This window comes from Aequorivita capsosiphonis DSM 23843 (genome assembly GCF_000429125.1).
GTDB classification, from domain to species: domain Bacteria; phylum Bacteroidota; class Bacteroidia; order Flavobacteriales; family Flavobacteriaceae; genus Aequorivita; species Aequorivita capsosiphonis.
The window spans coordinates 90,223-106,797 of record NZ_AUBG01000012.1 but is presented as its reverse complement, the minus strand read 5'-3'; the positions used below and the strand labels follow the sequence as shown (position 1 = coordinate 106,797).

The window sequence follows — 16,575 nt, the reverse complement described above, 5'->3', positions numbered from 1 at the left end:
ACCCAAATGGATTCTGTAACATCATTACCTATCACAGCCTAATAGGATCCGTAAATATTAAGTTTGAAAATAATGGAAGAGTAATTAGAACAATAAAATGAGTACGGTAGACAGAGAAATTACACTAGAAATCGTGCATCGTGAGATAAGTAAATACAAAGGATGATTTACCAAACAGTTAAAGCTGATGCGTATTTCCTCAAAAAAAGCAGATGTGGTGTTAAACACTTTTATTACTTGGCGGAGCTCAATAGATGACTTTATGTTTAAACCAATTTTTTATTTTAAAATGGCCCTCTTTCTCTAGGTCCTTTACTAGAAACCTTCCATTGGCCATTCTCTTTAACCAATTTAAAAACACCAGGCTTCTCGTCATAAGAAGTATTGTATTTAACCCAAGCTGTATCGCCATCGACGCTTTCATCTAAGATTTCTACGGTGACTTCTTTGTTATTTTCCGGCACCATATCTTGAATCATTAAAAGCCCGCTATAACCATCGGCAGTAGTGTGCTTTTTCATAGTAGTGTTATCCTTTTCGTAGAGGCCTTTTAGAACTATTTTTGCGGTTTCAGCAGGTGAAAGGTTCTTATCTTGAGAACAGGAAATAGATAAAAGTATGACTGAGAAAATGAATATTCGTTTCATATCAGTATCAGTTTGGATTATTAATATATTTATGTGATATTTTCAATTCAATATTACGTTCGCCATCTTTTTCGTTCAGTTCCAAAATTGCTCTGCGGTCATTAGATAATGAAAACTTGGGCATCACATAAACGAATCGTACTGTTTCATTCTCTACGATTTTAGAAGGCAAATTATACTTAAAAAGAGGTTCTTGATACAGCCGCTGTAACGATTTCCTTTTTCCTTTTTGTCTTGTTTCAACCGAAAGCTTTAAGAAATTCAAATCATAATCCAAAGTAGAATTATTCTCGATTTGGATAACGAAGTAGAGGGCTGACTTATCAAAAACAACATTTTCAACACTTAAAATGATGCTTTCTTTCTGTTTCTTAATCCGTCCGATGTGTTGTTTTCTGTCAAGAAGATAAGAACAGAATTTCTCATAGTAATATTCTCCATAATCAACATTTTTCTCAAGAGTTTCAGTCTGAATTGAATCCTTCACTTTTGGTTTTTCATTCCCAATGCTACTGGATATCGGAATGAAATAATTAAGCTTTGAAAGCTGCTTTTTATACCTTACAATATAGGAAAAAATTGATCCATTTCTATTGACTACCAGAAGATTACTTTCTTTCCCCGGCTTTGCCTGTAATAGTCCGAAATACTGTTCTTTTTCACGATTGTAAGTAAACACAAAATTATCTGAACCTGTTATTCCCTGTCGAATGGGTTCAGGGAAGAAGAGTGCGACATTTTTGGTCTCATTGGCATAGATAGTGTCCAGATTTTTAGTTGTTTGCGCTGTAGCTTGTGCATTGCAAGGTCGAGGTGCAAAACTGCAAATTAGTATAGCTGATATTAAAATAAATGTTCTCATAGCTTTGGTTTTAGAATTAGTTTGTAGTTGTTCAATACGGTCACTTTTATTTTACGATTTCTACGTTTAAGAACCTTAGTTATCCCGCTAACCTGTGGGACAGATGGGATGTTGATGTCATCAATAATATCAGTCAAAACCTCGTTGGTTGCCTCAGCTTGAAAATTATTTTCAACATATATTCCTTCACTGCCATCTTGCAAATCGAATGCTTTGAGCTTTGTGGGATGATGATTGATATTCTCAATTTCAATCAAAGCACGATTAGGCTGAAATCTGATGAATCCAAATACAAGGGTATTTTTTGGCATCATTTTACTGTTGATTGTTGCAGCTTTGGTAAGTCGCATTCTCAATCTAGTATTCGCCTGCACTACTTGGTCGCCATCGACCACCACATAAATAGTTTTGTCTGTATTACCGATTATTGAAATCTCATTGGGGCTTGGTGAAGCAGCGAAAAATAGTTGATGTTCCAGACCAAGTTCCTTGGCTTCAATTTTTTGCCCTCTCTTTATTTCAGCTGAATCAATTTGCTGTACCTTGCTTCGAGAGGTTCTTTTTTCTCCGATGTTTTGATAACGCTTTTCTGAATATTGGATCCTTCCTGAATCGTAAATGCTATCTACAATACGTTCTTTTTCACGTTTCGGAAGATCCGGATCATAAAACCCTAAGGAGTCAATCAGTTTCTCATCATAAATACTGGGAGCGTTGGTTTCGCGAACTTCCTTCAAATCATTGATAGCATCCAATTTTGAGTTGTATTCCTTTTGGTTTTCTTCCAAATCAGGTATCAATGTTTGCTCAAGGTTTTTACTTTCACTTTCATCACCATCCATTACCATAACGGAATAGGAAATCAGAAATATGAATATCACGGCCAATACCGCTGCGAAGACAATTTTATTTTTTTCAATTTTCATTATTCAATTTTTTTAAGGTGTTTTCAAAGTAATTGGTAATCAATAGTCCGTGCGGATTGTTTGGGAAATTTCGGTCAACCATAATAAGATTCCCCGTGGAAATCAATTCATAGGTGTCAACTATTGACCCTCTATTGATTTCGAAAATAGTTGTTGTAGTAAAACTATATGAACCATTATTCTCGCTTAACTTGGAATCGATGCTAAGTACTTTTTGAACCAAGGAATACTGCAATAATCGATTATAAACTCCATCAGCCTTTTTCTGGCGATACAGGTTATCCACGGAACTATTACCTAACCACAGTGCTTTTTTTAAATTACTTTCATAGTTACTAGCATCTATGTTATAGAAGTAACTGTGGAAAAGTTCCAAATGTGATAAAGCTTCAACCCTGAAATTCTCTTTTTGGGTAACAAGCTTCAGCGGAATGATACTGCCATCGGTATTGATGGCGAACGCACTATTCAGCGCTTTATTATTCGTGCTAAATGCCATCCAGACTGATAAAGTGCTGGATAGCAAGGCACAGACAACAACTGCCAAAACGATAAATCGATTCAATTTTAAGACGTTATAGATATTCTTATATGGTGTTTTCATTATTTATTAAATTAGCTAGTAAACAATCTGAGCGTGAAGGACGTGGCGCGCCTGTATAATTTGAATTTCAGAAATACAATGAAGCCAACAGATCCGAGCTGTACCACAGGTGCAAAAAAGCCTTGACCTACATCTGTTCCAAAAAGATTTGTCCAAAAATTTGTATTTATTTCGGTATAGATTGCGTTGATAAATATGTTGACCAAAAAGAAGGCTGGCACAAGCATATAAACTGCGGCATATAACTTGAAAAACGAGTATGCAAGTGATCGGAACTTTTCAAATACCGCTAAGCTTATGACCAATGGAAAAAATGCTTGCATTATGCCCAATAAGAAATAACGTTCTGCTAGAAACAGCGGGTAAATAAATAAGTCCATAATCCAAAGAAAGAGACTTATGATAAAAGCGAATATTTTGAAGCCATATAGAGGCGTTATTAAGGCTTCATAGAGCAATGCCATAGCAGCTTGTGCAGCTTCAATAAAGTTAACATCCTCTTCTATGGGGACGTCCTGCATCTGTAAGGGTAATAGTGCTGGTGCAGTACCACGATATTGCCCTTCAATTGCAACTAAAATACCATCAAAGAATCCTAATACTTGTGTTGAAAAAATAACCAATAGCACTATTGCAAAATTCTTGGCAAGTTCTCCTGGACTCAATCCCCACGAATAACCGTCTTTATCTGCAACTCCTTCATTGTATTTTTTTAGGATATTGATCAGAAAAAATAGCACAGCAAGCGTTTTCATTCCCGCAATAGTATATTGCGAGAAACTGCTGTTCTGTATCGTCTGGAAAACGGTATCGATATATTCCAATCCAATTCCTAAAATGATGGTTGCAGTCATCTCTAATATTCGGTTTCACGGTTATTGACTTTATCCTGCATTTTTCTGAAAGAGATAATGTCCTTGTAGCGTTTTGTCTTGATGGTAATGTTGGAAACCATCTCTTTCGACTCCAATTCCTTTTGTTTTAGGATTTCAGCACGTTCGGCATCGCTCATTTTTAGGTAATCACTCGATAAAATTTCATCTATAAAATCCATCGTGTCCAAAGAATTTTCTACTATGGCGGTGAACGATTGTGACACCCTTGCAACTTCGTCAGGTTTGATGTAAGGACTATCAAGAATGTCTCTCAAGTCATCCTGCAACACATCTATAAGACGTTGGTTATTCCGTCCAATTTCGCGGACAGCTTTTAATTGTTTAACCACATCGTTAACCTTTTCAATGTTTTCTTTCGCTTTTTTCATAAATTGAACCGTCTTGATAATATTCGAGGTTTGTTTCCCTGATTCTATCAGTTGTTTTATCAAGCTGATAAAATTGGTATTGTCATAAGTGGGCATTCCTTGGGCTTTAATGTTTAAGCTGAACAGCAATGCTATTGCGAGTACTAAATTTTTTGTCTTCATAATATTATGTTTTAGATGTGAATTCAATTATTGCTTTTTTCATATCGTGATGTAGCTCGTAGAGCTTCATTATTTCCTCGTTTTCTTGTCCGTCTGTTAGGTAAGCGGCATAAACTTCCTTGGGAACTTCAAGCCTAAAAATGTTACTTTCTCTACCGATTTTGATAAACATTTCGGTGTACTTTCGTGGTCCGGAAAGATTGTTTTTGATGGACTTTAATTGGTTCAGATCGTGGGTTGAGAGGTTGAGTCTTTTAACCAGTTCGTCATAACCCTTTTCATTGTTCAGGCTATAAATTACCTGAGTGTTTTCAAGGATGCTTGCGGAAGTAGAATTGTTCGGAAGCTGATTGATGGATTGTAGTATGATCCCAATCGCACCGTTTTGTTTACGGATTGCTTGATAGTAGAATTCCACGCTTTCCAATACGTTTTCGAACTTCAGTTGTTTGGCAAACTCGTCAAAAAGGATAATACCTTTCTCGGCCCGATTTTTCCAGATGGTTCTTTGGATAGCTGACTTAATCAGCTTTAACATCACGGATAGGATTTCTTTGTTATCCTTAACTTCATCCAGTTCAAAAACTATCAATCGTTTGTCCTCGATTTTATAAGTCTGATCTTCGCTTACCTCAAACAGAAAACTATATAGACCATCGCCGACGTATTCGGACATTACGTGCAAGAAACTCGTAATATTGAAGTAGTCGGGATGGATTTTAAGGGTTTTCAAAAGGTCTTTTTGATTCCATTCTATAAAGTCATAAAAACCTTCCAAAGAATGATTTTCGGAGGTACTATCGTAATAATAGCGCAGTATTTTCTTGATGGAAACCGATTGTGCTTTGGTAACCTTTAAGTCCGAAGCAAATAATTCAAACAGGAATACGGATAAATCTTCTAGACGTTCTGGGGTCAGATCATTGACATCGCTAATGTAAAATGGATTGATGCCAAGATTCTTTCCACTCTCATAACGAAGTACGGTATATTGTTCGGGATAAAGTTTGGCGAATTTGGTATAGGAACCACCCAAATCAATAATGACCAAACGAACGCCGCTTTCAAAATATTGGCGTAGAATATTATTCGCCAAAAAGGATTTGCCTTCGCCTGTTGGTGCGAAGATGGCAAAATTCCGGGCTTTGATTCTCTTTTTGCGCTCATCCCAAACATCCTTTAGAACGGGAATGTTATGTTCACGGTCATTAAAGATGATTCCGGTAGCATCCGATTTGTAATTGGTGTTATTAATGAACAGACAAAGTGCGTGTTTTAAATCGGTAACATATAAATCGTTATTTGAGAAATTGGAAGAGAAGCAGCAGTAGCTGTTCAGTATATAATTTTTCCGTTCCTCGCCTCGTGGATAATACGGGATGATATCCAGTTCCTTAAACTCTGTCTTTATCTTTGAGGTGATTTTGTCAAGTTCTTTGGCTTCCTTCGCCCAATAGACAATATTGAGATGACCACGAATAATACGTGCATTATCATCCGCATTGATTTGGTCAAGGATGTGCTGGATTTTACCAAGTACCACTTTGTTCTGCGAGCCAAAATTGGAACTTTTATTCAGTTCCTCAATTTTCTTATCGAGCAGTTTGCGCCACTTTTGTTTGTCATCGAGATATAGAATTTGATTGACAATATGATTTTCGTTAAGCGTAAGCCCTAAGCCATCAATAAACCCTTGATGAAACACAAAATCGTCAGAAGTGAATTTCTCATTGGTCTTGCTACTCTGTACACTTTCGCCAAAGCACAGTTCGCTATTGATGGCAAGGGCATCATAATGGTTTTCGCCAATATTGACGCTTTTCTTATCCAATAAAATATCGGTGTCAAAACCCTCATTAAAGCCATTAAAATAACCACTAGTAAGTTTCTGAATCTCTTCTGGTTTAAGCGGAAGAAATGCCATTTTTCGGCTATTGTTTATAAAAGAAACAGAGTCGCTTACTGAGTTGACAAAACTTTTAATGTTGTCGTCCAGTTCCTGTACAATTCCCTTTGAAACTTTTCGGAACGGATTGACATATTTTGGATTGTTGAGTGCTTTGTTTTTGGTCAAAATGAAGAACAAATAGCATTTGTGTTCAATGTGTCCACGTCCTTTAAAATGGTCGTGTGTGGCTCTTTCCAAAAAGGTTTTATTAGGAAGCTCGTCTGAAGAATAAGACTTTTTGAGGTAGATATCCTGTTTGTGAATCACAGTTCCAACAGGTAAGGATTTTAAAGCTTGAAACCAGGCACCGTGTATATCCTCAAAGTCCTTTTCTGATAGGGAATAGATTTCTGGTAGCTTCCCTTCATAACACAATACCACATTACCATTGTTGGCAAAGACGATATTGTCTTGAATATCTGCAATGGGTTGATATGCTGAAAGGTTAATCTTGTTCATAATCGAAGCCGGAATTTCTTTTGTTACTAATTATTCTTGGGAAAGCCTTCGCCATCTGAAAGATCTGTGGGTTGTTATTTATTCGAGTCAAGACAATGTATAGTGCAGCATTGATTATGAGCACGCCTATAATCATCCCGAAACTGAATGAAAAGATGATAACCAGAAGCGAAGCAAGTATGGCGATCATCATTACTGCAAACAGGGAAATAGGCAGTCCAAAAATGACTGCCCGTTTTCTGATGTTTTTATAGACCTCGAAGGTTCTCATTGCTATACTACAATCCCGATTAGATATGTAAATATTCCTACAACAGCCCCAGCAATAAGGACGAAGACGAGAACACGAGTGATCCCTTTTTTGAGATCTGCGTTTTCTCCGAAGAAGTGTCCAGCATTAAATAAAAAGCCGACGAGGAAGATAACACCAAGTAAGATTGGAAAGATTGTTCTTATGGTGTCACCTACGTCGTTTACAGAATCCTCGATGCCACCAATTTGGGCAAAAAGCGAAGTGGATAACAGTGATAGAAATGTTGCCAAATAGAGTGATTTTTTCATAACGGAAAAGTTTAGATTTTTAATTCATTTTCGTTGTTAGAAATTTACATATATTTGTTTATAAATTACTGTAAATCAGATATTTGTGAATAAAATATTATTTATATTCAAATGAATTAGAATGTTATTATTTAACATCAAATTCTATGGATTTTTCAAGTAGAGTTGTTGATAACCTGGAAATTGAAAATGAAAAAAGTGCTAAAAAACGTCAGTTTTGTCTTTTTGCTTCTAAAAATGTGCTTCATTTTTGGACAAGAAACTGTCGTCCAAAAAAGAATAATTATTGATGTTGGACACGGTGGAAAAGATTCTGGTGCAATAGGAGTAAATGGAATTCAAGAAAAGGATGTTGTAATAAAGATTGCTTTGGAAATTTTAAGAATTAACGAGCAGTCAAAAATGCCACTCCACATTTACTTGACGAGATATAGCGATACGCTCATTTCGCTATCGGATAGAACGAAATTGGCAAAGGCATTGAATGCAGATTTGTTTGTTTCCTTGCATTGCAATCATTCCAATAATGAAAGTGCAGTTGGTGTTGAAGTTTATACTTCAAGAAAACAGAGCACTTATTCTAAAGAATCTGTTTATATCGGCTATTTATTTGAGAAGGCTCTCTCTGACCAAATTGGTTATAAGATTAGGGGTGTAAAGTTTGCGGATTTCCAAGTGTTGCGAGAAACAGTTGGTTATTGTCCTTCGGTGCTTTTGGAGTTGGGATTTTTGAGTAATGCGGATGAGAGCAAATTTTTCCAAAACTCTGAAAATTTTGTGATTATGGCAAAGGTATTATTGGAAGGTTTAGACAAAAATTTTAGTGGTTATGGAAGAGTTGGGAATTGAGATAATCAAGATAATCAAAAAAATCATTATTAAAATATGTGAATTTTTTATGCAAAAAAAGATTTGGTGAGTGTTTGGTTGAATTCTACTCCTATGTTTTTTATTTAATTTGTAAACAATGAAAAATTTCATTCAATTTTCCTAATGAAGCAGTTCAGAGATAAACCAAGGACAATTAAAAAATTAATCTATTTTATCAAAGTGAGATTTTTAAATGCAACCAACAATTGTGGGTCGTTGTCAATATGCTTCCAATCTTTAATATTTTCTTGAATTTGTGATATGTAATTATTGTATTTTATCCTTAACCATTCGTGTTTTGAAATAACATCTGTTGAACCTGATGACAAGCCATTTTCAATCAAAGCTTTCAATTTTAATAAATATGGAAGCAAATCATAATTTGGCTCGTCTAATTCATCATTTGCTTGGGTTATGTAATCAATATAATAATAGCCATCATCATCTTTGGAAATACAACTCATTATACTTTCAGCTTCATCTTCAACTGAATTGATAGGTAAACGAAATGTTTTACCAATTTCGATAACTTCTTCACTTACGATAATTCTTGGGTTGATTGCTTTTTTTGATTCAAGGATGTATGCATCGACAAGTGCAGGCCCAAATATGTGCTTATCAGTATGTACCAATTTACCAACACTTACACCACCCCTTGTCAAGTAGCCATTATTTGCCAATTCAAAGGATATATGAAGTAAATCTATTATAGAATAAAAAACCTCACTATTTTCCTCAATTTTAAAAGATATTACTATTGAATCAGAAAACTGTGTAACCATTTTGGATTTCGAAATCCCACTATCATAATCTATTAGAATTTTATTGGCAATATCAATAACCCTCTTTATACTCCTTATTTTATCTTCGACGTCATTACCAGAACTATCAACAGTGGAATCGATATGAGATTTAAAACCTAAAATATCGATAAAGCAACAAATACGGTATTCATAATTCATAATAATTAATTTATTTTGTGACTACACTAATCATTTTTTCCAACAATAGTTTTGGTTTTGGTCTTCTGAAATTTTTATCAATTTTGTTATCTATATAGTAGGCAAATGATGTATAACTTTCACTTATCCTTTCGTCAGCTTGTTTTTGACTTTTGATATTATGTTGTTTCAAATCCAAATTCAAATAGTTTCGATGGTACTCCATTAAACAATCTTCCAATATAAGTTTACTTGTTTCGAAAAAATGACTGTTGTAAAGAAGAGTATCCATATCAATTATAATGAGACTTTTGACATTAGAAGTATTTAATCCCTCATCATCAAGTTTTGACAATTCATCATTAAACCAATTATTAATCAACTTATTCATTCCTGGCGTATTGAACATTCTGAAATGAACTATAAGAATAGGAAAAATTATAGCTCTATTGGATGGTGCATTGGTATCGAATGCAAGTGATTTTGTTAGTATTTTCCTTATAGTTTCTACAAGCTGTAAAACTGCTTTAGGCTTTCCTTCCTCATTTTGAACAAATGTTATTTTAAGTTTTTCCAAAATCTCGTTGTATTGGATCGATTGTTTTATTTCTTTCCCCAACAGAACATCTTTTGATTCAAATAAGAATATTTTATTACCATTACGCACATAATAATCCGGCGCACCTTTGAAATTTACATCCATTTCCTGTCCTGACTTTTGTAAAAATCTGTTGCCAAATAGCTTTTTCAGGGTTTGATTTAATAAATATTGCTCCGAAAATTGCAGGTTCTTGATTCCGTACAGATTTTTTAATTGTTCGTTTTTTGGCAGGTTATCGTTAATAGCCTTAAATCTAAAATACAAACCTTTATAAATCATTTCCACAACAAACAATGGATAGATAATTCTGTATTTACTTTTTTCTATTTTATAAAGCGGATAGCTTCGGGTTTTGGTAAAATCAAAATCCGCCAACGTTTCATCATCCAGCAAAATATGTTTTTCAATGAATAAAGATAGCTCTTCTTGTTTATCGGCATCGAGATGGATTTCCGTGTGTGCCTCCTTTTTTGCAGTTAATACAGGAAAGACAATACCCAGAAGTTTATGAAGATATTCATTAGAATCTTTTACATTATAATGTTTGTAGAAAGCAGTAATTAAATGAGTACTACCTTTATAATCTTCTAAAAATTCAAAGAAACTATACGCCTTTAGGAATTGGCACATAAAAACTTTGTCAATTTGATAGTCTGTAATATCAAAGCTGTGCAATTGGTTGCCAACCAAAAAATTGTCAAGAGTTTCTGGTATATTATGTTTTTTAAAATTTTGTGCTAACTCATTTCCTCTTTCGGTAATACTTTTCTGATTGAAAATGGTATATGCCTTAAAAAAATTGATTTCAATATCTAAAAATTCCTCCCGTGTATAATCTTTTTTTTCAAATGCGGCAGGATTGTCGTAGACGTATTCAAAATAATTAAGACTACTGATTGGATATGGCACTTCAAAGCTATCCATCTCAAAATCATTTTCCTTTGCATATATAGTCATTCGTCGATAAACACAATCAGCAAACTCAAAATTAGCTTCTGAAAAATATTCTGGCAAAAAACCTGTAAGACCAGAAAATTTAGAATCTTTATTTTTAATACCTAAAAGGAATGAACCCATTAAAAGTTGCATATCCTTTCCCAAATCCTTCAAATAATAATCTATTGGTTTTTGCTTTTCTTGCGGAAAGCAAGATTCGAACGTCAATGGCATTTTTATAGTTACACCCATACTGAAGATATTTATCTTGGATTTCAAATATTTTCAGTATTGATGTCATTATCCAAACGAATACGTACTTCTTCCCTTAATTTGATGTTGGAATGTAAAAAATTGCGATTTTCCAATAACTGTGTTACTTCATCGTAAATATTGTATTGACGCTTATTGTCTTTTATGGTTACAACCAAAGTAAAGTCCTGATTAAGAATTTCGCCATCCTTTTGTGCGAGTGTTTCAGCAAAGTCTCTATACGTGCCTGTTATTTTGGCATACCATTTACGAGTGCTTTCCAAGTTATGCTCTTTGTTAGAATTCGTCATTTCATTAAGATTGACAGAATATTTTTTTACAGGCTGATATTTTTTACCATAATTCAATAAAACCCTTTCTCTTGCATAATCGCTTTCAGTGTCTTTTTTAAATGCACTTTTGTAATTCGAATCCAATAATACATTTTTGGCATCGTCGGGACCAAATTCGTTTAGGATGTTGGTTTTTTCAATACCTCTATCTTTTATATTATCATACGTACCGAATTTTACATCAAGATTCGATTGGCAATATTCAGCACCTTGTTTTTCCCGAAGTACTGGTTGTGCAACCAAAGTTACCTTTACCTCTCCATAAAAAAACCCGTCAATGTCTATTAAACTTTCTGGAAAAGGAAACTCCAAAATCTCAATAAATTCCCCTTTAACAATATTCTCCTGTAGAATAAGCGTGATTTCGTGTGGGTCATTGTAAATAATATCATCCGCAGAATCAGGAACACCAAAACCCATTTGATTTACCCTCTCACTGGCTGGCAGTGTGAGCATACTTGGATATTTTGCCGAATGGATTGCTAAAGCTTTTAAAAGCGTTGGGTTAAAATTTTCACTAATTTTAAAATTTAGTTCAGACAAAAGTGCCGTTATCCGAGGCGTTGAAAAACTTGTCCCAATAATTTGTACAATTCTACCATCTGGCGCAATGGCATTTATGCCATTTTGTGTACTTCTACCATCGTTCATACCAGCGTTCCCACCAATTGAAACCAAATCTGGTTTAATACTGTTTGCAGGACCAGGGCCAATTCTTGTAAATGGTGATGGGTGATTCACTTCAGAAATGTCATATCCATTTTTGTTATGAGCAATTGAACCCACTACAAGTGCCCGAATGGAATCTGCTGATTTTGCTACCCTGCCTTTTGGCCTTCCGTTTATGAAATTTTTACAGTTTCCAGCGGATTTACAAATAATTACATCATAAGTTTCTTGAATACTGTCCAAAGCAATACCGAAATCTGAAAAATCATTAACATCGCATTCTTGGTCTGTACCTAAAGACAAGTTCCATATTTTGATGTCTCTTTGACTTTTAATGGCTTCCCTAATATTCTCAATTAATTCATCTTCATAAATCGATTCTTTGCTACTGTCGGGAAATACGGTGGCATCAAAGAGCATACAACCCGTATTGCCAGATAACATTTCATTTTGCAACTTGTCTCCGTAAATGATTACACTCGATACACCTGTACCGTGAGAAGTGTCTATCAACTCATCTGGGTATGTAGAAAATTTATCTTGTGTAAGCCAAGGTTTCAAATATTTATTATCTGAAATACCTGTATCTAAAACGCCAATTATGGGATAGTCAACACCTTCTTTTGGCTCCAAAATATCCAAAACATCTTCGGTGTCCATTGCGTCCAAAACAATTTTATATTTTGGCATAAAATCAATTGCCTCTAACGCTTCAAAATCTGATAGTTGGTCTAAAGTTGCTGGTGTTGCACCTTCAATTTTAAAAATGATTAGTCCTGTTGAATATCGAATTTCCTTGATTTTTAAATTTAGCTCTTGGCAAAATTTAGTGAATGCTACTTTGACGGCATTGTTTAGTTCGAAATTATGATAATCAATCAACGATACTTTGAGAACATCTTCGGCGAATTCAACAACCTGAGGGGAAAATACTTCTATTCCTTCGATAGCAGATATCGATTTGGAATTTTTTCTGAAATTTTCGATGTTTCGTCTAATAGATTGACCTTCTTCCAAGTTTTCTACTTTTATCAACAAACTGTTTGAATCAATAAATCCAATCACATTGTTTTTAGTCCTTTTACCATTGAAAAGACTTTGGATGTCTTTCCTGTGTGATTTGGCAATAGCATTGTCATCGATATAAACTTTTAAAGTTGCAGGGATGAAATCCCTTGCATTCGGACGTGTCCGGAATTCATCAAAAAGTTGGTCGAATGGTTCAAGTAAAAGCGCTGCTCTTTCTGCTAATTCCGCATCGTTCAGTTGCCATTTTGGTGGGGTATTTGAACCGCTTCCTTCCGTTCTTCTTTCATCCAATCTTCGTTTTTGGAATATCTTTATGGGTAAATTCTTTGCCATTTTATTCTAAATTTAATGCGTTTCTAACTTGTCTTATTGATAAATCTAAATATGTTGAAATCTGTTTTTGTGTAATATTACTTTCGTGTAGAAAGCGTATTGCCTCGTCTTGAGCAAAACGATTATTGGTTTTGTATTTTAAATACTCCATAAAAATATCTTCATAACCGTATTCGTCTTTTTTAATGATTGAATTGTAGTATGCGCTGTTTAAAATTTTCACAATCTCCGAATGAGAATAACCACTCAAATAATTGTAAAGTATCTCTATTTTTTTATCTTCAACATCCAATTCCGAATCAATCTTATCAAAATATAGCCTTACCAAATTCTGAACTTCAGAATTGTTAGGAATTGAGACATTGATAATTTTTTCAAAACGTCTCCAGATGGCGCTATCAAGCAACTGTTCGTGATTTGTAGCCGCTATGAGAATACCATTTTCACTAAATTCATCAATATTTTGTAATAAGCTATTTATTACCCTTTTTAACTCTCCAGTCTCTTGGTTGTCGTCCCTTGCTTTAGCAATGGCATCAAATTCGTCTAAAAAGAGAATACAGGGTTTGCTTTTAGCATAATCAAACAATTTTCTAATGTTTTTTGCCGTATTACCTAATAAAGAGGAAATTAAAGAGTCAAAGCGGGCAATTATGATTGGTATATCTAATTCTTTGGCAATGTGTTTTGCCAAGGTAGTTTTACCACATCCAGGAGGACCGTATAATAAGAGGGATAAGTTAATATCCAACCCTTTACTTTTAATGATGTTTTTAGAATTAACAAGTGAAATAAACTGATTGATAGGTTCAATTACACTGTCAGACAGGATAATATCCAATTTAATATTTTGCGGCATAATAATGTCAGCGATATTTAACCTTGTATCGTTGTCAACCGGCGCATCAAATAACTGGTCTTTATAAACCGGAACACCATTGGCCTTTTCAATAGTCTTCATAATTTTATCTGCCAATTTATCTTCTCCATCTTCGCGAAGTTTTTTTACCAAATGCTTTGAATAATTAATTACCTTATTTGCATCTTGATTGAGGCCACCTTCAATTATTTTAATGAGTTCTGTATACATTTCTCGAAATATTCTAATAGTTAACTGTGACAAATATACTTAAAAACGTAATACAGAAACCAATAATCGTAATATTTTTGCTTCAAAGTGTGATGTTATTTGTTATTTATGTAATTATTAGACTAATAGCGTAATTTTAATGAATCAATTTCTTTTATCTCCAGCCCCTTTATCAAAAGCAATCAAATTAAACAATTCCCGCATTCGGCTACGAACACGGTTGCCATAGCGTTCTTCCAGTTCTTCAGCGTTGAGATTGGTGGTGGCGTGGGTTTTAGTTTTCTTTTTGGTTTGCAGATATAATTCGTAACGAGACAAGAGCACTTCGCCCATTACGTTCAGATCCTTGCCATAGAATCTTCCAGCAGGTTCGACGCCTAAATCGTCAAAGCAATAGAATTTGGTATTGCCAAATTCCTCGATAGTCTTAAATCCAAGATGGTTAAAACTAAACGCTACATTCCGGCAGGGAATCATTTCATAGGGTCGTTGCATTGGTACGATATATCGCAGTAGTTTCATCAAAGTGGTCTTTCCACAACCCACAGGTCCGGAAAGAAGAATACCCTTGTCAGGGTCGATATCATCTTTCAGGCAATTTTCTTTGTCCTTGATGAAATAGTGACATAGTTTGCGGATGATAATCGTATCCTCATCATAGATTCTAAATTGTTTACCAAAGAGTAACTTTCCCTTTGCATCCAAGTAAATCAAGATTTTATCAAAATCGTATAACACGCTTTTGCCATCAAATTTTCCGAGCGAGTATTCCACGCCACCTTCGGTAATTTTAGAGGGGTTGTCCATAATCTTTGTTTTTAGTGGTTCGCAAGTTGTCCTTGATTTGGGACGGTTGTTTCTTGTTTGGTTTGTTTTCTTCGGCATATAACTCTGTTCTATCCATCCAGTTCGTTGCCAAGGCACGCCAATCTCTAATTTCTTTTCCATCACTCGTTTGCCAGTTCCGAGTTTCATAATGCTCGAAGAATTTTTTTCCTTCATCAGCATTAAAACCTTTTTTAATAAAAAAATCAATAACGGCCTGCCAGTCCTTTGGTTGTTTTAAATTGTTTACTTGTTTGGTATTGTTTATAGTAGATACCAATGCTTGTCCACTGGTGGGACGGTGCAAGTCCACAGCTTGTCTATTAATGGGATGGTGCTGGTACACTACTGGTTCATCATTGGGACGGTACTGTTCCGCAAGTTGTTCTAATATGGGATTGTACTGTCCCGTAACAGGTTCATCACTTGTCCCGATAATGGACATCTTGATTTTACTGCCTTTGTAAGGATTATTGGATGGGAAATAGCATAGATAAAGCCACGAGTCTAAATCTGTAACGCATCGATGATAAGTGGATTTTGAGCCTATTTTGGAACAGCGCATTAAATCTCTACGGTTTACATAAAATTCGTCTGCAAAGCGACTACTGTTCCATTCTTGGAACAGTGCCATATACAAGCTGATATGGGTAGGGTTTAGGCGGTCATCGAAATAGAACTTTTCAAAAGCCGCATTAAGTAGCTTTATGTAGTTCATCATTTAAGAGTTTAGATCGTGATTCACGCGATTTGCAGTCATTAAATTTTGAATTTCCTCGGCATCGTAATAAATGATACCGCCCACTTTTGTGTAGGGTAAAGTGCCATTTATTCGAAGATTTTGAAGAGTTCCTGGACTTATTTGTAGCAAGTCCATAACCTCGGAAGATTTGAGATATCTCTTGAGTTTCCCTTTCGATTGTTTTGATAAAAGATTTTTAATGTCATCGAGTAATTCCATTTTGAATTCTCGAAGGTCGTCTGTGGTAATAATACTTGTTGGCATAATAGAACGGTTTTAATGGAAAGAGGCTATCGTATCGCTGTCAACTAATTTGATAGCCCCTGACCTGATTTGACTTTCGTTCTACAAAATTGGGTAGGTTTACTGGATTTTATTCCCCAGTACGACCGTACTACGGTCAAAATTTAACGTTTTGAAATTTGGGAAGTTTTGGTTCGTTTTGAGATGGTTTTTGCAAAATTAAAACCTCAAACCATATTAAATTTTATGGAAAACAGA

Annotated in this window: 17 protein-coding genes; 1 reads left to right on the top strand and 16 read right to left on the bottom strand. The window is 34.9% G+C overall.

All coding sequences use genetic code 11. The annotated features are described in order from the left end of the window. Nucleotides 1-284 precede the first annotated feature (284 nt). The 9 genes from G440_RS0110840 to G440_RS0110800 are packed head-to-tail and all read right to left on the bottom strand — an operon-like array spanning nt 285 to nt 7,433. Nucleotides 285-647, bottom strand: coding sequence for a nuclear transport factor 2 family protein (locus G440_RS0110840; RefSeq protein ID WP_026451329.1), 363 nt, complete (start codon nt 645-647; stop codon nt 285-287). 7 nt (nt 648-654) lie between these two features. Beyond that, nucleotides 655-1,509, bottom strand: coding sequence for a DUF4138 domain-containing protein (locus G440_RS0110835; RefSeq protein ID WP_026451328.1), 855 nt, complete (start codon nt 1,507-1,509; stop codon nt 655-657). Continuing rightward, complete coding sequence (gene traM, locus G440_RS0110830) at nt 1,506-2,435, bottom strand: conjugative transposon protein TraM (protein WP_026451327.1); 930 nt, start codon at nt 2,433-2,435, stop codon at nt 1,506-1,508. Before traM ends, G440_RS0110835 begins: the two co-directional genes overlap by 4 nt. Continuing rightward, nucleotides 2,425-3,039, bottom strand: coding sequence for a conjugal transfer protein TraK (locus G440_RS0110825; protein WP_026451326.1), 615 nt, complete (start codon nt 3,037-3,039; stop codon nt 2,425-2,427). The genes traM and G440_RS0110825 overlap by 11 nt, the downstream gene beginning before the upstream one ends. Nucleotides 3,040-3,050: 11 nt before the next feature. Continuing rightward, nucleotides 3,051-3,893: a hypothetical protein gene (locus G440_RS0110820; protein WP_026451325.1), complete on the bottom strand. Its 843-nt coding sequence runs from the start codon at nt 3,891-3,893 to the stop codon at nt 3,051-3,053. 2 nt (nt 3,894-3,895) lie between these two features. Then, a complete protein-coding gene (locus tag G440_RS0110815; protein ID WP_026451324.1) occupies nt 3,896-4,465 on the bottom strand; it encodes a hypothetical protein in 570 nt (189 codons plus the stop codon). Nucleotides 4,466-4,469: 4 nt separating this feature from the next. After that, nucleotides 4,470-6,872 (bottom strand): TraG family conjugative transposon ATPase, encoded by a 2,403-nt coding sequence (locus G440_RS0110810; RefSeq protein WP_026451323.1) that lies wholly within the window; start codon nt 6,870-6,872, stop codon nt 4,470-4,472. Next, on the bottom strand, nt 6,859-7,143 hold the full coding sequence (locus G440_RS0110805) for a hypothetical protein (protein WP_026451322.1): 285 nt from the start codon (nt 7,141-7,143) through the stop codon (nt 6,859-6,861). Before G440_RS0110805 ends, G440_RS0110810 begins: the two co-directional genes overlap by 14 nt. A gap of 2 nt (nt 7,144-7,145) precedes the next feature. Beyond that, nucleotides 7,146-7,433, bottom strand: coding sequence for a hypothetical protein (locus G440_RS0110800; protein WP_026451321.1), 288 nt, complete (start codon nt 7,431-7,433; stop codon nt 7,146-7,148). A 189-nt stretch (nt 7,434-7,622) separates the two neighbouring features. Here G440_RS0110800 and G440_RS0110795 point away from each other — a divergent pair, with 189 nt between their 5' ends. After that, nucleotides 7,623-8,282: an N-acetylmuramoyl-L-alanine amidase family protein gene (locus tag G440_RS0110795; RefSeq protein ID WP_026451320.1), complete on the top strand. Its 660-nt coding sequence runs from the start codon at nt 7,623-7,625 to the stop codon at nt 8,280-8,282. Nucleotides 8,283-8,470: 188 nt separating this feature from the next. Here G440_RS0110795 and G440_RS0110790 read toward each other — a convergent pair whose 3' ends face one another. The 7 genes from G440_RS0110790 to G440_RS0110760 all read right to left on the bottom strand — a co-directional run bounded on the left by G440_RS0110790 (nt 8,471) and on the right by G440_RS0110760 (nt 16,338). Then, nucleotides 8,471-9,265, bottom strand: coding sequence for a hypothetical protein (locus tag G440_RS0110790; RefSeq protein ID WP_026451319.1), 795 nt, complete (start codon nt 9,263-9,265; stop codon nt 8,471-8,473). 10 nt (nt 9,266-9,275) lie between these two features. Continuing rightward, the gene (locus G440_RS0110785) at nt 9,276-11,033 is read right to left on the bottom strand and encodes a hypothetical protein (RefSeq protein WP_026451318.1); all 1,758 of its coding nucleotides are present in this window, start codon (nt 11,031-11,033) and stop codon (nt 9,276-9,278) included. 23 nt (nt 11,034-11,056) lie between these two features. Beyond that, nucleotides 11,057-13,417 carry a S8 family peptidase gene (locus tag G440_RS0110780; protein WP_026451317.1) on the bottom strand — a complete coding sequence of 787 codons (2,361 nt, stop codon included), beginning with the start codon at nt 13,415-13,417 and terminating at the stop codon, nt 11,057-11,059. A 1-nt stretch (nt 13,418) separates the two neighbouring features. Next, on the bottom strand, nt 13,419-14,507 hold the full coding sequence (locus G440_RS0110775; protein ID WP_026451316.1) for an AAA family ATPase: 1,089 nt from the start codon (nt 14,505-14,507) through the stop codon (nt 13,419-13,421). Nucleotides 14,508-14,651: 144 nt separating this feature from the next. Next, nucleotides 14,652-15,314 carry a DEAD/DEAH box helicase family protein gene (locus G440_RS0110770; RefSeq protein ID WP_026451315.1) on the bottom strand — a complete coding sequence of 221 codons (663 nt, stop codon included), beginning with the start codon at nt 15,312-15,314 and terminating at the stop codon, nt 14,652-14,654. Continuing rightward, nucleotides 15,298-16,050: a hypothetical protein gene (locus G440_RS0110765; RefSeq protein WP_026451314.1), complete on the bottom strand. Its 753-nt coding sequence runs from the start codon at nt 16,048-16,050 to the stop codon at nt 15,298-15,300. Before G440_RS0110765 ends, G440_RS0110770 begins: the two co-directional genes overlap by 17 nt. Before the next feature lie 3 nt (nt 16,051-16,053). Beyond that, the gene (locus G440_RS0110760; RefSeq protein ID WP_026451313.1) at nt 16,054-16,338 is read right to left on the bottom strand and encodes a helix-turn-helix domain-containing protein; all 285 of its coding nucleotides are present in this window, start codon (nt 16,336-16,338) and stop codon (nt 16,054-16,056) included. Nucleotides 16,339-16,575 lie beyond the last annotated feature (237 nt).